Origin of the sequence: Roseomonas sp. CAU 1739, assembly GCF_039839775.1 — a bacterium.
Lineage (GTDB): Bacteria > Pseudomonadota > Alphaproteobacteria > Acetobacterales > Acetobacteraceae > Neoroseomonas.
The window spans coordinates 1-16,127 of the sequence record NZ_JBDOQQ010000018.1; the positions used below are offsets into that span (position 1 = coordinate 1).

Genomic DNA, 16,127 nt, shown 5'->3' on the forward strand with positions numbered 1-16,127 from the left:
CGCGATTTCGAGCGGCATTGCCGCATCGCTGCCGCCTTTGTCCGCATGGCCATGATCCGCATCATGCTGCGGCGCCTCGCCGCAACGCCCTCAATGTGAATCCAAACTTCCCGGATGGGCTCTCAGAATAGGGGCCTTTGGTCTGGTTCTAGCGGCGATACTAGCCGGTCCAAGCCGTGCCGAAATTGTTCTATACGGAGGGCTGTCCCCGTTGCAGGGTCCGGGAATTTCGAATGGCCCCCCTGTGCAGGTGGACGGGAGTTTCCCGGGCCCCACCGCATTCTTCAGCGAGACAGTCGTTGGCGCGAGTGCTTCGGCGTCGGCAAGCATGCCCGCTGGAACGCTCCGGGCGCAGGCTGCCTCTGACGTCCTCTTCTATGGTTCCGGCCAATTGGCCGCTGGCAGTTCAGCGCGAGCCTCGATCCAGATATTGGACACCATTACCATCACCGGTCTGACCAGCGGATCTGTGTCGGGATTCCTTTCCGCTCATGTTGAAGGGAGCATCGACAGAAATGGCCTGCCATCTGACTATCCAGATGCAGCATCGGCAACTTTTCAAATCAGCGCAAGGGATCCAAGTCATGTAATATATAATGTCTTGAATTTTATAGATATTTGTCCAGTTGGAGCAAGTTGCGTAGACAGTGAATATACGAAGTTTTTTATAGGCAACGGTTCTTGGTCAGAAACGGTCTTGGTGCCATTTACCGTTACAGCGGAGAATCCCTCCTTCGTTCTGGACGCCTCACTTTCAGTTTTCACCCAACTTGGTGGCGCCGCAAATTTCGGGAACACCGCCACGCTGGGAATGAATCTGCCTGACGGCTATTCGTTCACTTCGGAGTCTGGATACTTTCTGACGCGGACCGATCCGCCGACCACTGTCCCTGAGCCGGCCTCCCTTTCTCTGTTCGGCGTTTGCCTGGTCGGTTTCGCTATGATTGGCAAGCGACGGCGGCGACATTCGGCTTAGGGCTATCCAGCTACTAACCTGGACCCTTCAATCACCGAGTCTACGGCTTGGTCGGGGCGCCACGATGGGCCCCGCGCGAGGGGGGAGGTGACCTCACCGGCATAGGTTGCCCCCATCGCGCCCTGATAGGTGACCTCGCCGGCTTCGAACCACGTCTCGGCAGCATCCGACTGCTGGTCGGACGTCTGATCGTCCTCCGGGAAGCCGCGGTCGTCCCAGGGATCCAAAGCGGCGATGCCGCCCGCCGCAGTAAGCGCGCTTACGCCGCGCGCCGCGAAGCGTCGCCTCTCCCCGGGCATTCTGTTCGGGGCCTGCCCACGCGACGGTGCCCAGCACCCACGATTTCGCGTGGATGCGATCCGGTCCCCAGCCAATCTAGCAACAGGTTGTGGACCTGTTTGTGGACTAAGGCCGATTTAGTGCCTTTTCTCGCTGATTTCTGCCATTTCTGGCGGACCCGAAAGGATTCGAACCTTCGACCTCTGCCTTCGGAGGGCAGCGCTCTATCCAGCTGAGCTACGGGTCCGTCGCGCAACCGCATAGCCCAGCCGAGGGCAGGAAGGAAGCCCTGCGGCACGACCCAGGGGGTCATCCATCTTCCAACCGTCTCCCCTCGCCCACACCCTGGCCGCATGACGCCGCCCAGCATCCGCGACAGCCGCCCCGACGATATCCCTGCCATTGCCGCCATCTACGGCCATTGGGTTGCCCACGGCCTCGCGAGTTTCGAACTCGAACCGCCGGATCCGGCAGAGATCGCCCGCCGGCGCGACGCCATCCTGGCGGCCGGCTACCCCCATCTGGTCGCCGAGCGCGGTGGCCGCGTCATCGGCTACGCCTATGCCTCCGCCTATCGCCCTCGCCCCGGCTATCGCTTCGCCGTCGAGAACTCGGTCTATGTCGCGCCTAGTGAAGGCCGTGGCGGCACCGGCCGCGCCCTGCTCGACGCGCTGATCGCGCGCTGCACCGCCCAGGGCTTCCGCCTGATGGTCGCCGTCATCGGGGATTCGGCGAATGCGCCCTCGATCGGCCTGCATGCCGCCGCCGGCTTCACCCATGCCGGGATGCTGCCGGCCATCGGCTGGAAGCACGGCCGCTGGGTGGATAGCGTGTTGATGACGCGCCCGCTCGGCGAAGGCGCCACGACCGATCCGATGGGCTGACGCCGCGCCGCAAAACGTTATCCTGTCGCCAATGACCCATGCCGGACCGTTGGTGGCGACGCTCGTCGTCGGCCTCGCCCTTGCCTTCGCGTTCGGCCTTGGCGCGAGGATGCTGCGCCTGCCGCCATTGCTCGGCTACATCGCCGCCGGCATCGCGGTCGGGCCCTATACCCCGGGCTTCGTCGCCGATCCCGGCATCACCGCGGCCCTCGCCGAAATCGGCGTCGCCCTGCTGCTGTTCGCGGTGGGGCTGCATTTCCGGGCGCGCGACCTGCTGGCCGTCTGGCGCATCGCGCTGCCCGGGGCGCTCGCGCAGGTCACCTTCGGGACGCTGCTGGGGGCGGCAGTCGGTGCATTGGCCTTTGGTCTCGGCTGGGCCGGCGCGATCATCTTCGGCCTCGCGCTGGCCATCTCCTCCACCGCCGTCTCGACCCGCGCCCTGGACGAACGTGGGCGCCTCGGCGGCGAGGCCGGCCGGATCGCGCTGGGATGGCTGGTGGTGCAGGACCTCGTCGTCGTGCTCGCCCTGGTGCTGCTGCCCGGCCTTGCCAATGCGGGGGACGCCGGCGGCCTGCCCGCGGCGCTGGCCGGCACGCTGCTGCAACTGCTGGCCTTCCTGGCCGCCATGGCGCTTGGCGGGCGGGTGCTGCTGCCCCGGATCATGGCGCGCGTCGCCGCGACCGGCTCGCGGGAGCTGTTCACCCTCGCCGTCATCGTCACCGCGCTGGGCACCGCCTTCGGGTCCTCGGCGCTGTTCGGTGTCTCGCCGGCGCTCGGTGCCTTCTTCGCCGGCGTATTGCTGGGGGAAAGCCCGCTCGGCCATCAGGCCGCGGCGGATACCGTGCCGTTGCAGCGGGTCTTCGTCGCACTGTTCTTCGTCTCGGTCGGCGGGCTGGTCGATCCGGTCGCCATCCTGGCCATGCCTTGGGCGTCTGTGGCGACGCTGATCGCCGTGCTGCTCGGCACCGGCGGCGCCATTCTGGCCCTGCTGCTGGCCCTGCGCGTGCCGGTGCCCGCAGCGACAACCGTGGCCGGCGCCATGGCGCAGATCGGCGAGTTCTCCCTGCTGCTCGCGCAGCTCGGCATCACCGCGGGGCTGCTGGCGGTGGAAACGCGCGGTCCGCTGCTGGCCGCGGTGACTCTGACCATCCTCACCACGCCGCTGATGCAGATCCTGGCCGATCGATTGGCGCTGTGGCTCGAAGGCACGCGGCGGGTCCAAGTCTGGCAGAAGCGGCGCGGGCATGCCCGGCTGTCCAAGCCGCCGCCACAGGGGCTGGAGGGTCATGCCATCCTGGTCGGCCACGGCCGTGTCGGGCGCATCGTCGCCCAGGCCTTGCACCGCCACGACCAGCCCTATGTCGTCGTCGAGGCCGACCACGCCGCGACCGAGGCGCTGCGCCTCGCTGGCGTGCCCGTCGTCTGGGGCGACGCCACGCGGGCCGAGGTCCTGCAGGCGGCGCGGCCGGAGACCGCCCGCATGATCGTGCTCGCCATGCCGGAGGCGACGGGCTGCCGCCGCGTCCTGGATCTCGCGCGCGCCGCCAATCCCGCCATCATCGCCGCCGCCCGCGCGCATGACGATGAGGAAGCCGCCTTCCTGGAACGCGAACAGGGGATGGGCCTGGTGGTGATGGGCGAAAGGGAGATCGCGCTCGGCATGGCGGATTTTGCCATGACGCGCCTCGGCGTGTCGGCCGATGACGCCCTCCGGACGGTCGAGGATCTGCGCGCCGGGCGCTGAGCCTGGAGCCGATCCCGTTCAGGCGCGCCCACCTGAGCCGGACCTGCTCTACCGCCGTCGCCGCAGCAGCAGGTGCACCGCGCCGGTATTCGCCCGGTGCGGATGCGCCGCACCGAGGATGATCCGCCGCAGGTCCGGTGCGTTCAGCCAATGCGGCAATTCCCGCCGCAGCACGCCGCCTTCGGTGGAGGACCCGCGACCCGTGATCACGGCCACGCAGCGCAGCCCATCGGCATAGGCATCGGCGAGGAAGGCGTGAACGGCCGCATGCGCGTCCTGCGCGCGGCGACCATGCAGGTCGATGGTGCGCTCGGGCGCGATACGACCGCGCCGGAGGTCGCGCCACCGTCGGTCATCGAGGCCCGATGGCGGCGTGTTCACGGCGATGTCGGGCGGTGCCCAGCGCGCCGCGGGGGCTGGCGGCGCGGCGACCGGCGCCTTGACGACAGGCGCCGCAGACCGTGCCGGCGTCGGGTCCGGCGGCAGTTCTCGGCCAGGCAGGGGAACGATCTCGGCGGCATAGGCACGCCACAGCGCGCGATCCGCCTCCGACAGCCCACGCAGGCGTCGGCGCATCATGCCGCTGGCAAGGCGGCGGGGTCGTCGTCCAGCAGGATGATGTGCAGCCGGCGCGGCCCATGCGCGCCGAGTTCCAGCGTCTGCTCGATATCGGCGCTGCGCGACGGGCCGGTCACCAGCATGACGTTGCGCGGCATGAAGCCGCCACTGACCGGGTCGGTGCGTTCGCGCCGGAGCAGGTCCCAGGCTTCCTCATAGGCACCCTGGATGCGCGAGGTGCGGAGAATGACGATCTCGGTCTCCGCCAGGATGTTCAGCGTGGTCGGGCGCGCGGGATCGGAGGGCAGCATCAGCGTGCCGGTCTCGGCGATGGCGGCATAGCCGTGCTGGACGGAGACGGCGTCGGTCGCCTCGGCACGCCGCGCCTCGAATTCCAGCAACGGCTTGTCGGCCCAGGGCAACGCCTGCAATTCCGGGTTTGGCGCCATGACGAAGCGTGGGGCGAGGTTTTGCGCGGCGAGATAATCCGCCACGGCGGCGGGAACCTCGGCCGCATCCCTCACCCGATCGACCGACCCGAATTCCTTCTCGACATTGCGGATGAACAGGGCGACCTGCTCCGGCCGCGGCACGCGCGAACGGGCCGGGATCAAATGGCGCGGATGGGTGGCGAGCCGGCCATCCAGCATGGCCCGCTGATCCGCCGGCAGCGGGCCGCGCTTCAGGCCACGGCGAATCGCGCCCAGGATGGCATCCTTGGACATCAGCGCCCCCGCTGCATCTTGGCATAGCGCGCCATGAAGGTACCGCCGGGCTCGGGTGCGGGCAGGTCGCGGCCCTTGGTCCAACCGCCGGCGAAGGGCATCGACCGAAACGCGCCCTTTCCGCGCGCCAGCAGCGACAGCGTGCCGATGCCCATCCGCGTCGCCAGGCGGTACATCCCCGGCCGTTTCGCGAACCATGCCCACAGGCCGAGGTTCCGACGCACCGCCGCCGGCGTGAGATGGCGTTCGAACTCCCGTTCCCGCCAATGCCGCATCAGCTTGGGCAGCGGGATCTTCACCGGGCAGACGCTCTCGCATTTGCCGCAGAAGGTCGACGCATTGGGCAGGTGCCCCGCCTTGTCGATGCCCACCAGGGACGGCGTCAGCACGCTTCCCATCGGCCCCGGATAGACCCAGCCATAGGCATGCCCGCCGGTCGCGCCATAGACCGGGCAATGGTTCATGCAGGCGGCGCAGCGTATGCAGCGCAGCATCTCCTGGAACTCCGACCCGATCATGTTGGATCGGCCATTGTCGATCAGGACGACGTGGTATTCCTCCGGCCCGTCGAGGTCACCCGGCCGCCGCGCGCCGGTGCTGAAGGTGGTGTAGACGGAGAAATCCTGCCCCGTCGCCGACCGCGCCAGCAGGCGTAGCAGGGATGTCGCATCCTCAAGCGTGGGGACGCATTTCTCGATGCTGGCGAGCGCGATATGCACGCGCGGCAGGGTCTGCGTCAGGTCGCCATTGCCTTCATTCGTCACGATGACGGAGGACCCCGTCTCGGCGATCAGGAAATTCGCCCCCGTGATGCCGACATCGGCGGCGAGGAAGCGGGAGCGCAGTTTCGTCCGTGCCTCGGCCAGGATGTCGCGGCGTTCGTTGAACACGCGGTTCGGGTCGAGATCCGTGTGCATGCGGCGGAAATCCGCCTCCCAATCCTCCCGGTTCAGGTGGAAGGCGGGCGCGATGATGTGCGACGGATGCTCGTGGCGCAGCTGGATGATGTATTCGCCAAGGTCGGTCTCGACCGGCGTGATGCCATGCTTTTCCAGGTGGTCGTTGATGCTGATCTCCTCGGAGATCATCGACTTGCCCTTGGTGACGGTTTTCGCCCCTGCCTTGCGGCAGATCTCCAGCACCGCGGCGCGCGCGTCATCGGCGGTCGAGCACCAATGCACCGTGCCGCCGGCCCGCTCGACATTGGCGGCATAGGTTTCGAGGTAGAAATCCAGATTGGCCAGGGTGTGGTTCTTGATGTCGCGTCCGATGTCGCGCAGCTGCTCGAATTCCGGCAGCCGCGACACGGCTTCGGCGCGGCGTTGCAGGAAGGCGCCCTTGGCCTTGCCGAGCGCCTTCTGCAGCCCGGCATCGGCCAGTGCCCGCGCGGCATTCTGCTTGAAGGCAGGGGAGGTGATCTGGACCACGGGGCGTCCTCGACAGGGGTCTCGCTTCCCCCCCGTGTAGCGCGGATCGCGCCCCGGCGTGAGGGGCGGTTTGCCCGCGCCGGGGGCGGCCGGTAGCCTGCCCCCAGGAATCGAGGAAGCGCCATGCCAACGCGCCGGGCCGATCGCCCATGAACTTCGCAGCCCTGCCCGCCCGCGTCGCCGCGGCCCCGGGCCTGGCGCGCTGGGGCCGCCACCTGACCATTGATGCGCTGGTCGAGGCCGGCGGCCGCGCCTGGGTCCTCGCGGTCCGCGACGGCGTGCTGGCCAGCGCCGACCCGGCCCCCGCCATCATGCCCCGCTTCGACCTTGCGCTGCGCTTCGACGCCGATGGCCTCTCCCGCTTCCTGACCGCGCCGCCGCCGCCCGGCTGGCACGACCTGATGGCCCTGATGCGCCGCGGTGCGCTGCGGGTGGAGGGCAACATCCAGCCCTTCATGGCGCATCTGTTCTGGTTCAAGGGCATCTTCGCCCTGCTGCGGGAGGACGCGGCGTGATCGAGCCCATCATCGGCCGCTACCTGCGACTGGACCTCGAAGGCCGTCCGCACCGCCTGTATGTCGAGGAAGCCGGGCAGGGCGTACCCCTGCTGCTGCTGCACACCGCCGGCAGCGACGGGCGGCAATGGCGGCACCTGATGAACGACACGGCGGTCACGGACCGCTTCCGCTGCGTAGCCTTCGACATGCCCTGGCACGGCAAATCCTCCCCGCCGGAAGGCTGGGAAACCACGGAATACCGCCTGACCACGGCCGCCTATACCGGCATGGCGCTCGCGGTCTCATCCGCACTCGGGCTTGACCGGCCCGTCGTCATGGGGTGTTCGATCGGCGGTCGCATCGTTCTGGACCTCGCCGCCGGGCATGCCGATGCCATCCGCGCGGTGATCGGGCTGCAATCCTCGGCCTTCGTCGCGCCCTATTACGACACGGAATGGCTGCACCACCCCGATGCCCATGGCGGGGAAGTCTGCGCGGCGGTCGTGTCCGGCCTGATCGCCCCGACGGCGCCCGACCGCGACCGCTGGGAAACCTTGTGGCACTACATGCAGGGTGGCCCGGGCGTGTTCCGCGGCGACCTGCATTTCTACAAGGGCGAGGGCGACCTGCGGCCCCGCCTGGCCAGCATCGACGCGCAGCGCTGCCCGGTGGCGCTGCTGTCGGGTGAATACGACTATTCCTGCCGGCCGGAGGATACGCTGGCTACCGCGGCCGCGATCCCCGGCGCGCAGGCGGTGATCATGAAGGGTCTCGGCCATTTTCCGATGAGCGAGGACTACGCTGCGCTGCGACCGCAACTTCTGCCGGTGCTGGACCGTTTCGCGCTCATTCCGTAACCCTGTCGTCCAGGGCTTGCCCTATGCCGCCCGGGGCGCGAAAAGGCCGCGCCCCTCCCTCGGGGCTCGATTCGCCCCGTTACAAGGAGAAGCGCCGGTGATCACGCGTCGTTCTTTCTTCGCCGCCGGCGGCGGAGCCCTGGTTCTCGCGGGCTGCGCCACCGAGCCGGTCACGGCCGATGGCCGCTACCCGATCATGGATGTCCTCGGCGCCCAGTCCGACGTGTCCGACTTCCGTTCGGCGCTGCGCAGCGCCGGGCTCAACGAATTGCTGGCTGGCGCCGGTCCCTTCACCGTTTTCGCGCCGACCAACCTGGCCTGGAGCGCAGCCCCGGCTTCCATGCGCGATGGCGGTGCCGCGACCCTGCGCAACCTGATCGCCGCCGGCCGCCTGCGCCTGCCGGACATCGCGGCCCGCGGTGGCCGGGTGCGCATGCTCAGCGGGATCGAGATTCGCGTGGTCGGCGGCACGCCCACCGAGCCCCGCATTCAGGCGGCGCGTGCCGGCGCGGCACCGTCGGGCACCTCGGCCAGCGTGGTCCGGTCGAACCTGCTGTGCTCCAATGGCGTGATCCACGTCGTCGGCGGCGCGCTCGTTCCGACCTGAACCACAGCCCGCCGGCACGGCCCGCCAGGGGAACCGTGCCGGTGCGGTGCGCTATTCAGCCGCGCGCGCCGCATCCGCGAAGAAGCGATTGGCCGGCCGCGGCAGGCCAAGATGCTCGCGCAGCGTGGTTCCTTCGTATTCGGTGCGGAACAGGCCCCGGCGCTGCAGTTCCGGCACCACGCGATCGACGAAGTCGTCGAGTCCCGCCGGAACGTGCGGGAACATCACGTTGAAGCCATCGCAGGCGCGCGTCTCCAGCCATTCCCCCATGGTGTCGGCGATGGTTGACGGGGTGCCGATGATGGCGGCTCCGGCATAGCCGCCGAGCCGCTGGGCCAACTGCCGCACGGTCAGGCCTTCCCGCCGCGCCAGGGCGATGGCGCGTTCCCGCCCGCTCTTGCTCGCCTCGGTCTCGGGAATCTCGGGCAGCGGGCCATCGGGGTCGAAGGCGCGCGCATCCACGCCGAGCGCGATGGATAGCGAGCCGATCGCGCTGTCGTAATGCACCAGGCTGTCGAGATGGGCGCGCTTCGCTTGTGCTTCCTCGACCGTGTCACCAACCACGACAAGGGCGCCGGGCAGGATCTTGAGATGGTCCGGGTTGCGCCCGGCGCGCGCCGCCCGGCCCTTCACATCGGCATAGAAGGCCTGCGCATCGGCGATCGGGCCACCGGCGGCGAACACCATCTCGGCCGTCTCGGCGGCAAGCTGCCGCCCGGCATCCGAGGCGCCGGCCTGGACGATGACCGGCCAGCCCTGCACCGGCCGCGCCACGTTGAGCGGGCCGCGGACTGTCAGCTCCTCCCCGTGGTGGTTCAGCACATGCATCCTGGCGGGATCCCAGAAGATGCCGCTGTCGACGTCGCGGATGAAGGCGTCGTCGGCAAAGCTGTCCCACAGGCCGGTGACGACGTCGTAGAATTCCCGGGCGCGCTTGTAGCGCTCGCCATGCGCCATGTGGGCGTCGTGGCCGAAATTCAGCGCGGCGTCGGGGTTGGCGGTGGTCACCACGTTCCACCCGGCCCGGCCGTTCGAGATGTGGTCCAGCGAGGCGAATTTGCGCGCCACGTGATAAGCGTCGTTGTAGGTCGTCGAGGCGGTCGCGATGAGACCGATCCGTTCGGTCACGGCGGCGAGTGCGGGCAGCAGCGTCAGCGGATCGAAGGACGTCACGGTGTGGCTGCGCCGCAGCGCCTCGATCGGCATGTTCAGCAGCGCCAGGTGGTCGGCCATGAAGAAGGCGTCGAACTTGCCGGCCTCCAGGCGCTGGATCAGGGTTTTCAGGCGCGGGAAGCTGAAATTCGCCTCCGGCCAGGCACCGGGATAGCGCCAAGCCCCGGTATGGATCGACACGGGCCGCATGAAGGCGCCCAGATGCAGGCGACGCCGGCTGGACATGGGGATGCTCCTGTTCAGGCGCCCGGATCGGTTGGCGGCGCCCTGGCGATGTCGGCCACGAGGGCCTTTGCGGGAGCAGGTGGGGTTGCCTGCCGCCGGCGCAAAGGCCGTCAGTCGCCCGCCGCGGCCCGCCGGCGCCGTGGTGAGGGGGCGACGATGCCGCCCAGCACCATGTCGCAAAAGGCCATTGCAATGTCCGGCGCGGGCAGCTTTCCCTTCGGGTCGTACCAGCGCGGCATCCAGTTGACCGCGCCCAGGATCATCCGTCCCGCCACCGGCACATCCAGTTCGCGAATGTCTCCCGCCGCGATGCCGGCCTCGAGGATCTCGCGCAGCAGCCGTTCATAGCGATCGCGCCAGCCGATGCGTTCGCGCCGGAAGCGCAACTCCGGATCGTTCCAGAAGGTGGAGGCGGAAGCGATCCAGGCCCAGCGATGCTGGTCGAAGAAGCGCGCCGTCTCCACCACCAGGTGGCGCAACCGGTCCACCGCCGGCAGGGTCGGGTCGTCGTGCCGCGCGACATGCAGGTACAGCGCCTTGGTCACGCCCATGGCGAGTGGCCGCAGCAGCGAATCCTTGTCGGGGAAGTAGTGGTAGAGCGTCGCCTTGGAGATTCCGCATTCCAGCGCGATGTCGCGCATCGAAACGCCATCGAAGCCCTTCTGCGCGAACAGCCGGCACGCGACCTCGAAGATCTGCACGATGCGGCCCTCGGCCGGCTGGTCGTAGCCGCCGAGTTCGAGGATCGCGACGAGGTCCTCGGTCCGCGCGGCGGCGCGGCGGCGTGGGCTGCGCGGTTTGGCGACGGACGGCTTTGCCGCTGGCTTGTTGATCGGTGCGGCAGGTGCCACCCGGTTTCCTCCGATGATCCACTCGCTGGCGTGCCACGCCAGCAGGCCGCATCCTCTCATGCCGGGCAGGACGCGCAAGCGGATGGCCCCGGCGGGGGGGACCGGGCATTCCCACGCCCGCATGAACGGCTCTAGGCTTCGGGCGACCAGGGTGAAGGAGACGGGCATGCTGCATCAGGGCACGGGCCGGCGGGCCATCCTTGCCGGTGGGGCGGCGCTCGCCACCTCCGGCATCATCCGCCCGCGCGAGGCACGCGCCGCCGGCACGCTCGACATCGTGCTGGAATCCGAGGTGGTGATCCTCGACCCGCATGTGATCACCGCGGCGATCACCCGCACCTTCGCCACCCATGTCTTCGACACGCTGTTCGCCATGGATGACCGCGGACAAATCCAGCCGCAGATGGTCGAAGCCTGGGAGACCTCGCCCGACCGCCTGACCTGGCGCTTCCGGCTGCGCGACGGGCTGAAGTGGCATGACGGCGCGCCGGTGACGGCGGCCGAATGCGTGCTGTCGCTGAAACGCTGGGCGCCGCGCGATCCGCTCGGCCGCATGCTGGAAGCGGCGACGGCGTCGATGGAGGCGACCGACGCGCGAAGCTTCACGCTGGCGCTGAAGGAACCCTTCCCGCTGCTGCTGCAGGTGCTGGGCAAGCCCAATGCGCCGCTGCCGGTGATGATGCCCGAACGCCTGGCGCGCGTGCCGGGCACCCAGCGCATCACCGAGATCGTCGGCTCCGGCCCGTTCCGCTTCCGCCCCGACCTGTGGCGACCGGGCAGCCTGATGGTGCTGGAACGCTTCCCCGACTACGTGGCGCGGCAGGAGCCGCCGGGCTTCCTCGCCGGCGGCAAGGTGGTGAAGATCGACCAGCTGAACCTGCGCGTCATGCCGGACCAGACCACCGGCGCGAACGCCCTGATTCAGGGCGAGATCCACTACATGCAGTACCTGCCCTTCGACCTGCTGTCGCGGCTGGAACGCGCGCGTGGCGTGCAACTGCTGGGCCTGGGCGGGCTGCATCAGTTCCAGGGCAATTTCCGGCTGAACCATGCCGCCCCGCCCTTCGACAATCCAGCGGTGCGGCGCGTGCTGTGGAAGCTGGCGGACCAGTCCGCGATCCTGAGCGCAATCGGCGTGCCGGAACGCTTCCGCGCGCCGCAATGCGCATCGTTCTGGATGTGCGACGCGCCGTATTCCACCGATGCCGGCGGGGCGGGTGCGAAGCCGGACATCGCGGCAGCGCGTGCCGAGCTTCGGGCGGCGGGGTATCGCGGCGAGCCGGTGATCGCGATGGAAGTCTCGGCGTCGATCAGCCAGACGGCCTCGATGGTGCTGGTGCAGAACATGAAGGAGGCCGGCTTCACCGTCGACCAGCAGGTGATGGATTGGGGCACGGTGCTGGCGCGCCGCGTCCGCCGCGACGGCTGGTCGATGTTCTCGGTGTATTCGAACGGGACGGACATGTTCTCCCCGCTCACGCATTTCTATGTCGCCTCGACCTGCGCGGATTTCCCGGGTTGGTCCTGCGACGACCGCATCCCGCGCCTGCTGCAATCCTTCGCGCGTGCCGAGGACGAAGCCGCGCGCGCGCGCGTCGCTGCCGAGATCCAGACCATCGCCTATGAGCTGACGCCTGCCGTGATGTGGGGGCAGTTCACCATCCCGGCCGGCTACCGCAGCACGCTGCGCAACCTGATCCGGTCGTCCTATCCGATGTTCTGGAACGTGGAGCTGGCGGCTTGACGCCCGAGACGCTGCGCGCGGCGCTGCCGCCGCTGACCGGCACCTTGCGCATCGCCGGGCTTGCCGACGCGGTCGAGGTGCTGCGCGACCCGGAGGGCGTGCCGCATATCCGCGCGCATGGCCAGCGTGACGCCTTCTTCGCGCAGGGCTTCGTGCATGCGCAGGACCGGCTGTTCCAGATGGAGCTGAACCTGCGCCGCGCGCTCGGACGCAGCGCGGAATGGCTCGGCGCCCCGGCCTTCGAGATGGATGCGCTGTGCCGCCGGCTCGGCATGGAGGCGGCCTGTCGGCGCGACTTCGCAGCACTCGGCGCCGAAGCGCGTGAGATGCTGGCGGCCTATGTCGCGGGGGTGAATGCCTTCCTCGATTCCGATGCGCCCTTGCCGGTGGAATACGGGCTGCTGAAGGCCGCGCCGCTGCGTTGGGAGGCTTGGCATCCGGTCGCGGTGATGCGCCGGCTGGGGCTGCTGATGGGCTCCGTCTGGTTCAAGCTGTGGCGCGCCGCGGCGCTGCCGCACATCGGCGCCGAGCAGGCCGCGAAGCTGCGCTATGAGGATGGCGGCATCGACCTGCTCTGCATCCCGCCCGGCATCGACGCCGAACGCTGGGTGGCGACGCTCGATACGCTTGCACCGTCGATCGGTGCATTGCTCGATCGCGCCGCGCCGGATGCGGCGGGGGGCGGCAGCAACAACTGGGCGCTGTCGGCCGAGCGCAGCGCGACGGGGCGGCCCTTCCTGTCCGGCGACCCGCACCGCGTCTTCGAGATCCCGAACATGTACGCGCAGGGGCACCTCGCCTGCGACACCTTCGACGTGATCGGGCTGACCGTGCCCGGCGTGCCGGGATTCCCGCATTTCGCGCATAATGACCACGTCGCCTATTGCGTGACGCATGCCTTCGTGGACATCCACGACCTGTTCGTCGAACGCTTCGACGCGGATGCCGCGCATGTGCGCTTCCGCGACGCCTGGCTGCCGGTGACGCGGCGATCCGAGACCATCGCGGTGCGCGGTGGCGCGTCGCGCGAGATCGAGATCGTCGAGACCCCGCATGGCCCGATCATCGCCGGCAACCCGGCCTCGGGGCACGCGATCGCGTTGCGATCCGTCCAGTTCGCCGAGACCGACCTGTCCTTCGACTGCCTGCCGCGCATGCTCCGCGCGACGACCGTGCCGGCGCTGTTCGAGACGACACGCGGCTGGGGGCTGATCGACCACAATCTGGTGGCGGGCGATACCGAGGGGCGCATCGGCCACCTGGTGCGCGCCATGGTGCCGCGGCGGCCGTGCAGCAATGGCTGGCTGCCGGTGCCGGGCTGGACCGGCGAGCATGAATGGAACGGTTGGATTCCCTTCGAATCCATGCCGCAGCAGATCGACCCGGCGGATGGCGTCATCGTCACCGCCAACAACCGCGTCGTCGCCGATGGCGGGCCCGACTATCTCTGCACCGATTGCCACCCGCCCAATCGCGCGCGCCGGATCATGGCGCTGCTGGCGCAGCCGGCGACCGATGCCGCGGCGCAATCGGCAGCGATCCATGGCGATGCGCTGTCGGTCAATGCGCTGCTGCTGCGCGACCGCCTCGCGCTGCTGGCCGCGCCGGACGATGCCGCGGCCGCCGCGCTGCGGCAGCGCCTGCTGGGCTGGGATGGGCGCATGGCGGCGGACAGCGTCGCCGCCAGCGGCTACATCGCGTTGCGCCTGGCGCTCACCCGCATCCTGGCGGAGCGCAGCGGGCTCGGCGCGCTGGCCGGCGATGCGATGCTGGCCGTGCCACCGGGCGTGGCGCCGCTGAACCAGCTGTGGTGGACGCTGCCGGCGCTGCTGCGTGCGGAGGATGCGTCGCTGCTCGGCGGCTGGACCTGGCCGCAGGCGCTGGCTGCCGCGCTGGCCGCCGCGGCGGTCGATCCGCTCGCCGCGCAGCCCTGGGGCGACGCGCATCGGCCGCGCTTCACGCATCCGCTGTCGGCGATGTTTCCGGATGCGGCGGCGCTGCTCGACCCGGTTGCAGAAGCCATCGGCGGCGATGGCGACACGGTCTTCGCCAATGGGTTGCTGCCGGCATCGGGGGCGCGCGCGACCTATGGTGCGCTGGCGCGCTACGCCTTCGATGTCGGCGCCTGGGAGTATTGCCGCTGGACCGTCTTTCACGGCGCGTCCGGGCATCCCGGCAGTCCGCACTACGCCGACCAGCACGCCAGTTGGGCCGCGGCGCGCATGGTGCCGATGCGCTATGGCTGGGATGGTCTCAGCGCGACGGCGACGGCGCGGCAGTCGCTGATACCTAGCTGATCATCGCATCCGCGCCACGGCGGCGAGGCCCTCATCCGCTGCCTGCAGCGCCTGGTCGATGTCGGCCGCCTGATGCGCGCAGGACAGGAACATGTTGTGGCGGGGGTGGAAATACGCCCCGGCCCGCAGCGCGGCCGAGCAGAAGGCAGCACCCTTGCGCGCCTCGGGATCATCGTCGAACAGCACCAGCGGCATTTGCGGCGGGCCGGACTGGCGCATGCCGACGCCGTGATGCGCCGCGAGGGCCGCGAGTCCGGCACGGAAGCGCTCGCCCATCGCCCGCATATGCGCCGGGCCGTCCAGGCGTCGCAATTCCGCCAGCGTGGCGAGGGCGGCTGCCATCGACACCGCCCCGCACCAGAAGGATCCGGTGGTGTAGATGCGCGTCGCGGCCTCGCGGAACCGATCGGCCCCGGTCACCGCCGCCAGCGCGTGACCATTGGCGATCGCCTTGCTGTAGGCGGCGAGATCCGGGCGCACGCCGACCGTCTCCCACGACCCGCCGAGATCCAGCCGGAACCCCGCACGCACGTCGTCGATGATCAACGCCGCCCCGGTTGCATCGCTGAGATCGCGCGCCGCGCGCGCGAATTCCGGATCCGGCAATTCGAGGTCGCGACCCATGTCGTGGCGGAACGCGGTGATGATCACCGCGGCCAGGTCGCCCTTCGCCGATTCCGCCGCCGCCAGCAGCGAGGCCGTGTCGTTGTAGTCGAACTGCAGCAGATGGGCGCGGTCCTCCGCGGTGACGCCGGCCAGCGACGGCGTGCACCAGGGCACCGCGCCGTGATAGGATCCTCGCGCCACCAGCACCTTGCGGCGCCCGGTGCCGGCGCGGGCGATCGTCACGCAGGCGGTGGTGGCGTCGGTGCCGTTCTTCTGGAACAGGCACCAATCGGCATGGGGGATCATGCCGACCAGCGTCTCGGCAAGGTCCACCAGCACCGGCGCCGGGCCGTTCATCGCGTCGCCAAGTGCTGCCTGGCGACGGGCGGCTTCCTCGACGACGGGATTGCGGTAGCCGAGCACCATCGGTCCCCAGCCACACATGAAGTCGACGAATTCGCGGCCATCCGCGTCGCGCAGCCGGCAGCCTTCGGCGTTGACGAAGAATTGCGGATAGCCCTCTGGCAGGTTTGCCGCATTGAGGTGCCCCCAGAGTCCGCCCGGAATGACCGCGCGCGCCCGTGCGCGGAGCATCGCATCGGCGCTGTTGGCGAGGTCGTTCGGCATGTTCGTGGGCTCCTGCGATCGCGGGGGAGCCTATCGCCGGCGCGCTGGCC

The 16,127-nt window shown here is 69.4% G+C and carries 14 protein-coding genes and 1 tRNA gene; 8 read left to right on the top strand and 7 right to left on the bottom strand.

The features are described 5' to 3' along the window. Positions 1-430: 430 nt before the first annotated feature. Positions 431-976 carry a PEP-CTERM sorting domain-containing protein gene (locus AAFN86_RS23590; RefSeq protein WP_347546019.1) on the top strand — a complete coding sequence of 182 codons (546 nt, stop codon included), beginning with the start codon at positions 431-433 and terminating at the stop codon, positions 974-976. Between the two features lie 449 nt (positions 977-1,425). Here the strand turns inward: AAFN86_RS23590 and AAFN86_RS23595 are convergent. Beyond that, positions 1,426-1,502: transfer RNA gene (locus AAFN86_RS23595), tRNA-Arg, on the bottom strand. 106 nt (positions 1,503-1,608) lie between these two features. Here AAFN86_RS23595 and AAFN86_RS23600 point away from each other — a divergent pair. Then, positions 1,609-2,139 carry an N-acetyltransferase family protein gene (locus AAFN86_RS23600; RefSeq protein WP_347546020.1) on the top strand — a complete coding sequence of 177 codons (531 nt, stop codon included), beginning with the start codon at positions 1,609-1,611 and terminating at the stop codon, positions 2,137-2,139. 52 nt (positions 2,140-2,191) lie between these two features. Next, positions 2,192-3,883 (top strand): cation:proton antiporter, encoded by a 1,692-nt coding sequence (locus AAFN86_RS23605; protein WP_347546021.1) that lies wholly within the window; start codon positions 2,192-2,194, stop codon positions 3,881-3,883. A gap of 48 nt (positions 3,884-3,931) precedes the next feature. Here AAFN86_RS23605 and AAFN86_RS23610 read toward each other — a convergent pair whose 3' ends face one another. Genes AAFN86_RS23610 through AAFN86_RS23620 form a run of 3 tightly spaced genes read right to left on the bottom strand, consistent with a single transcriptional unit; the run spans position 3,932 to position 6,593 of the window. Continuing rightward, positions 3,932-4,462, bottom strand: a complete 531-nt coding sequence (locus tag AAFN86_RS23610) for a Smr/MutS family protein (protein ID WP_347546022.1) — start codon at positions 4,460-4,462, stop codon at positions 3,932-3,934. Continuing rightward, on the bottom strand, positions 4,459-5,166 hold the full coding sequence (locus tag AAFN86_RS23615) for a lactate utilization protein (RefSeq protein ID WP_347546023.1): 708 nt from the start codon (positions 5,164-5,166) through the stop codon (positions 4,459-4,461). The genes AAFN86_RS23610 and AAFN86_RS23615 overlap by 4 nt, the downstream gene beginning before the upstream one ends. Further along, the gene (locus tag AAFN86_RS23620) at positions 5,166-6,593 is read right to left on the bottom strand and encodes a LutB/LldF family L-lactate oxidation iron-sulfur protein (RefSeq protein WP_347546024.1); all 1,428 of its coding nucleotides are present in this window, start codon (positions 6,591-6,593) and stop codon (positions 5,166-5,168) included. The genes AAFN86_RS23615 and AAFN86_RS23620 overlap by 1 nt, the downstream gene beginning before the upstream one ends. A gap of 149 nt (positions 6,594-6,742) precedes the next feature. Here AAFN86_RS23620 and AAFN86_RS23625 point away from each other — a divergent pair, with 149 nt between their 5' ends. The 3 genes from AAFN86_RS23625 (at position 6,743) to AAFN86_RS23635 (ending at position 8,554) form a co-directional block, all read left to right on the top strand. After that, complete coding sequence (locus AAFN86_RS23625) at positions 6,743-7,108, top strand: hypothetical protein (RefSeq protein ID WP_347546025.1); 366 nt, start codon at positions 6,743-6,745, stop codon at positions 7,106-7,108. Next, positions 7,105-7,947: an alpha/beta hydrolase gene (locus AAFN86_RS23630; protein ID WP_347546026.1), complete on the top strand. Its 843-nt coding sequence runs from the start codon at positions 7,105-7,107 to the stop codon at positions 7,945-7,947. Before AAFN86_RS23625 ends, AAFN86_RS23630 begins: the two co-directional genes overlap by 4 nt. A 97-nt stretch (positions 7,948-8,044) precedes the next feature. Next, on the top strand, positions 8,045-8,554 hold the full coding sequence (locus tag AAFN86_RS23635; RefSeq protein ID WP_347546027.1) for a fasciclin domain-containing protein: 510 nt from the start codon (positions 8,045-8,047) through the stop codon (positions 8,552-8,554). Positions 8,555-8,605: 51 nt separating this feature from the next. Here the strand turns inward: AAFN86_RS23635 and AAFN86_RS23640 are convergent, their stop codons facing one another. Beyond that, the gene (locus AAFN86_RS23640) at positions 8,606-9,952 is read right to left on the bottom strand and encodes an LLM class flavin-dependent oxidoreductase (protein ID WP_347546028.1); all 1,347 of its coding nucleotides are present in this window, start codon (positions 9,950-9,952) and stop codon (positions 8,606-8,608) included. A gap of 110 nt (positions 9,953-10,062) precedes the next feature. Beyond that, complete coding sequence (locus AAFN86_RS23645) at positions 10,063-10,803, bottom strand: TetR/AcrR family transcriptional regulator (protein ID WP_347546030.1); 741 nt, start codon at positions 10,801-10,803, stop codon at positions 10,063-10,065. Positions 10,804-10,969: 166 nt separating this feature from the next. Between AAFN86_RS23645 and AAFN86_RS23650 the strand changes: the two genes are divergently transcribed. Beyond that, positions 10,970-12,547: an ABC transporter substrate-binding protein gene (locus AAFN86_RS23650; RefSeq protein WP_347546031.1), complete on the top strand. Its 1,578-nt coding sequence runs from the start codon at positions 10,970-10,972 to the stop codon at positions 12,545-12,547. Next, the gene (locus AAFN86_RS23655) at positions 12,544-14,844 is read left to right on the top strand and encodes a penicillin acylase family protein (protein ID WP_347546032.1); all 2,301 of its coding nucleotides are present in this window, start codon (positions 12,544-12,546) and stop codon (positions 14,842-14,844) included. The genes AAFN86_RS23650 and AAFN86_RS23655 overlap by 4 nt, the downstream gene beginning before the upstream one ends. Here AAFN86_RS23655 and AAFN86_RS23660 read toward each other — a convergent pair whose 3' ends face one another. After that, entirely contained in the window at positions 14,845-16,077 is a 1,233-nt protein-coding gene (locus AAFN86_RS23660; RefSeq protein ID WP_347546033.1) for an aminotransferase class III-fold pyridoxal phosphate-dependent enzyme, read from the bottom strand. Positions 16,078-16,127 lie beyond the last annotated feature (50 nt).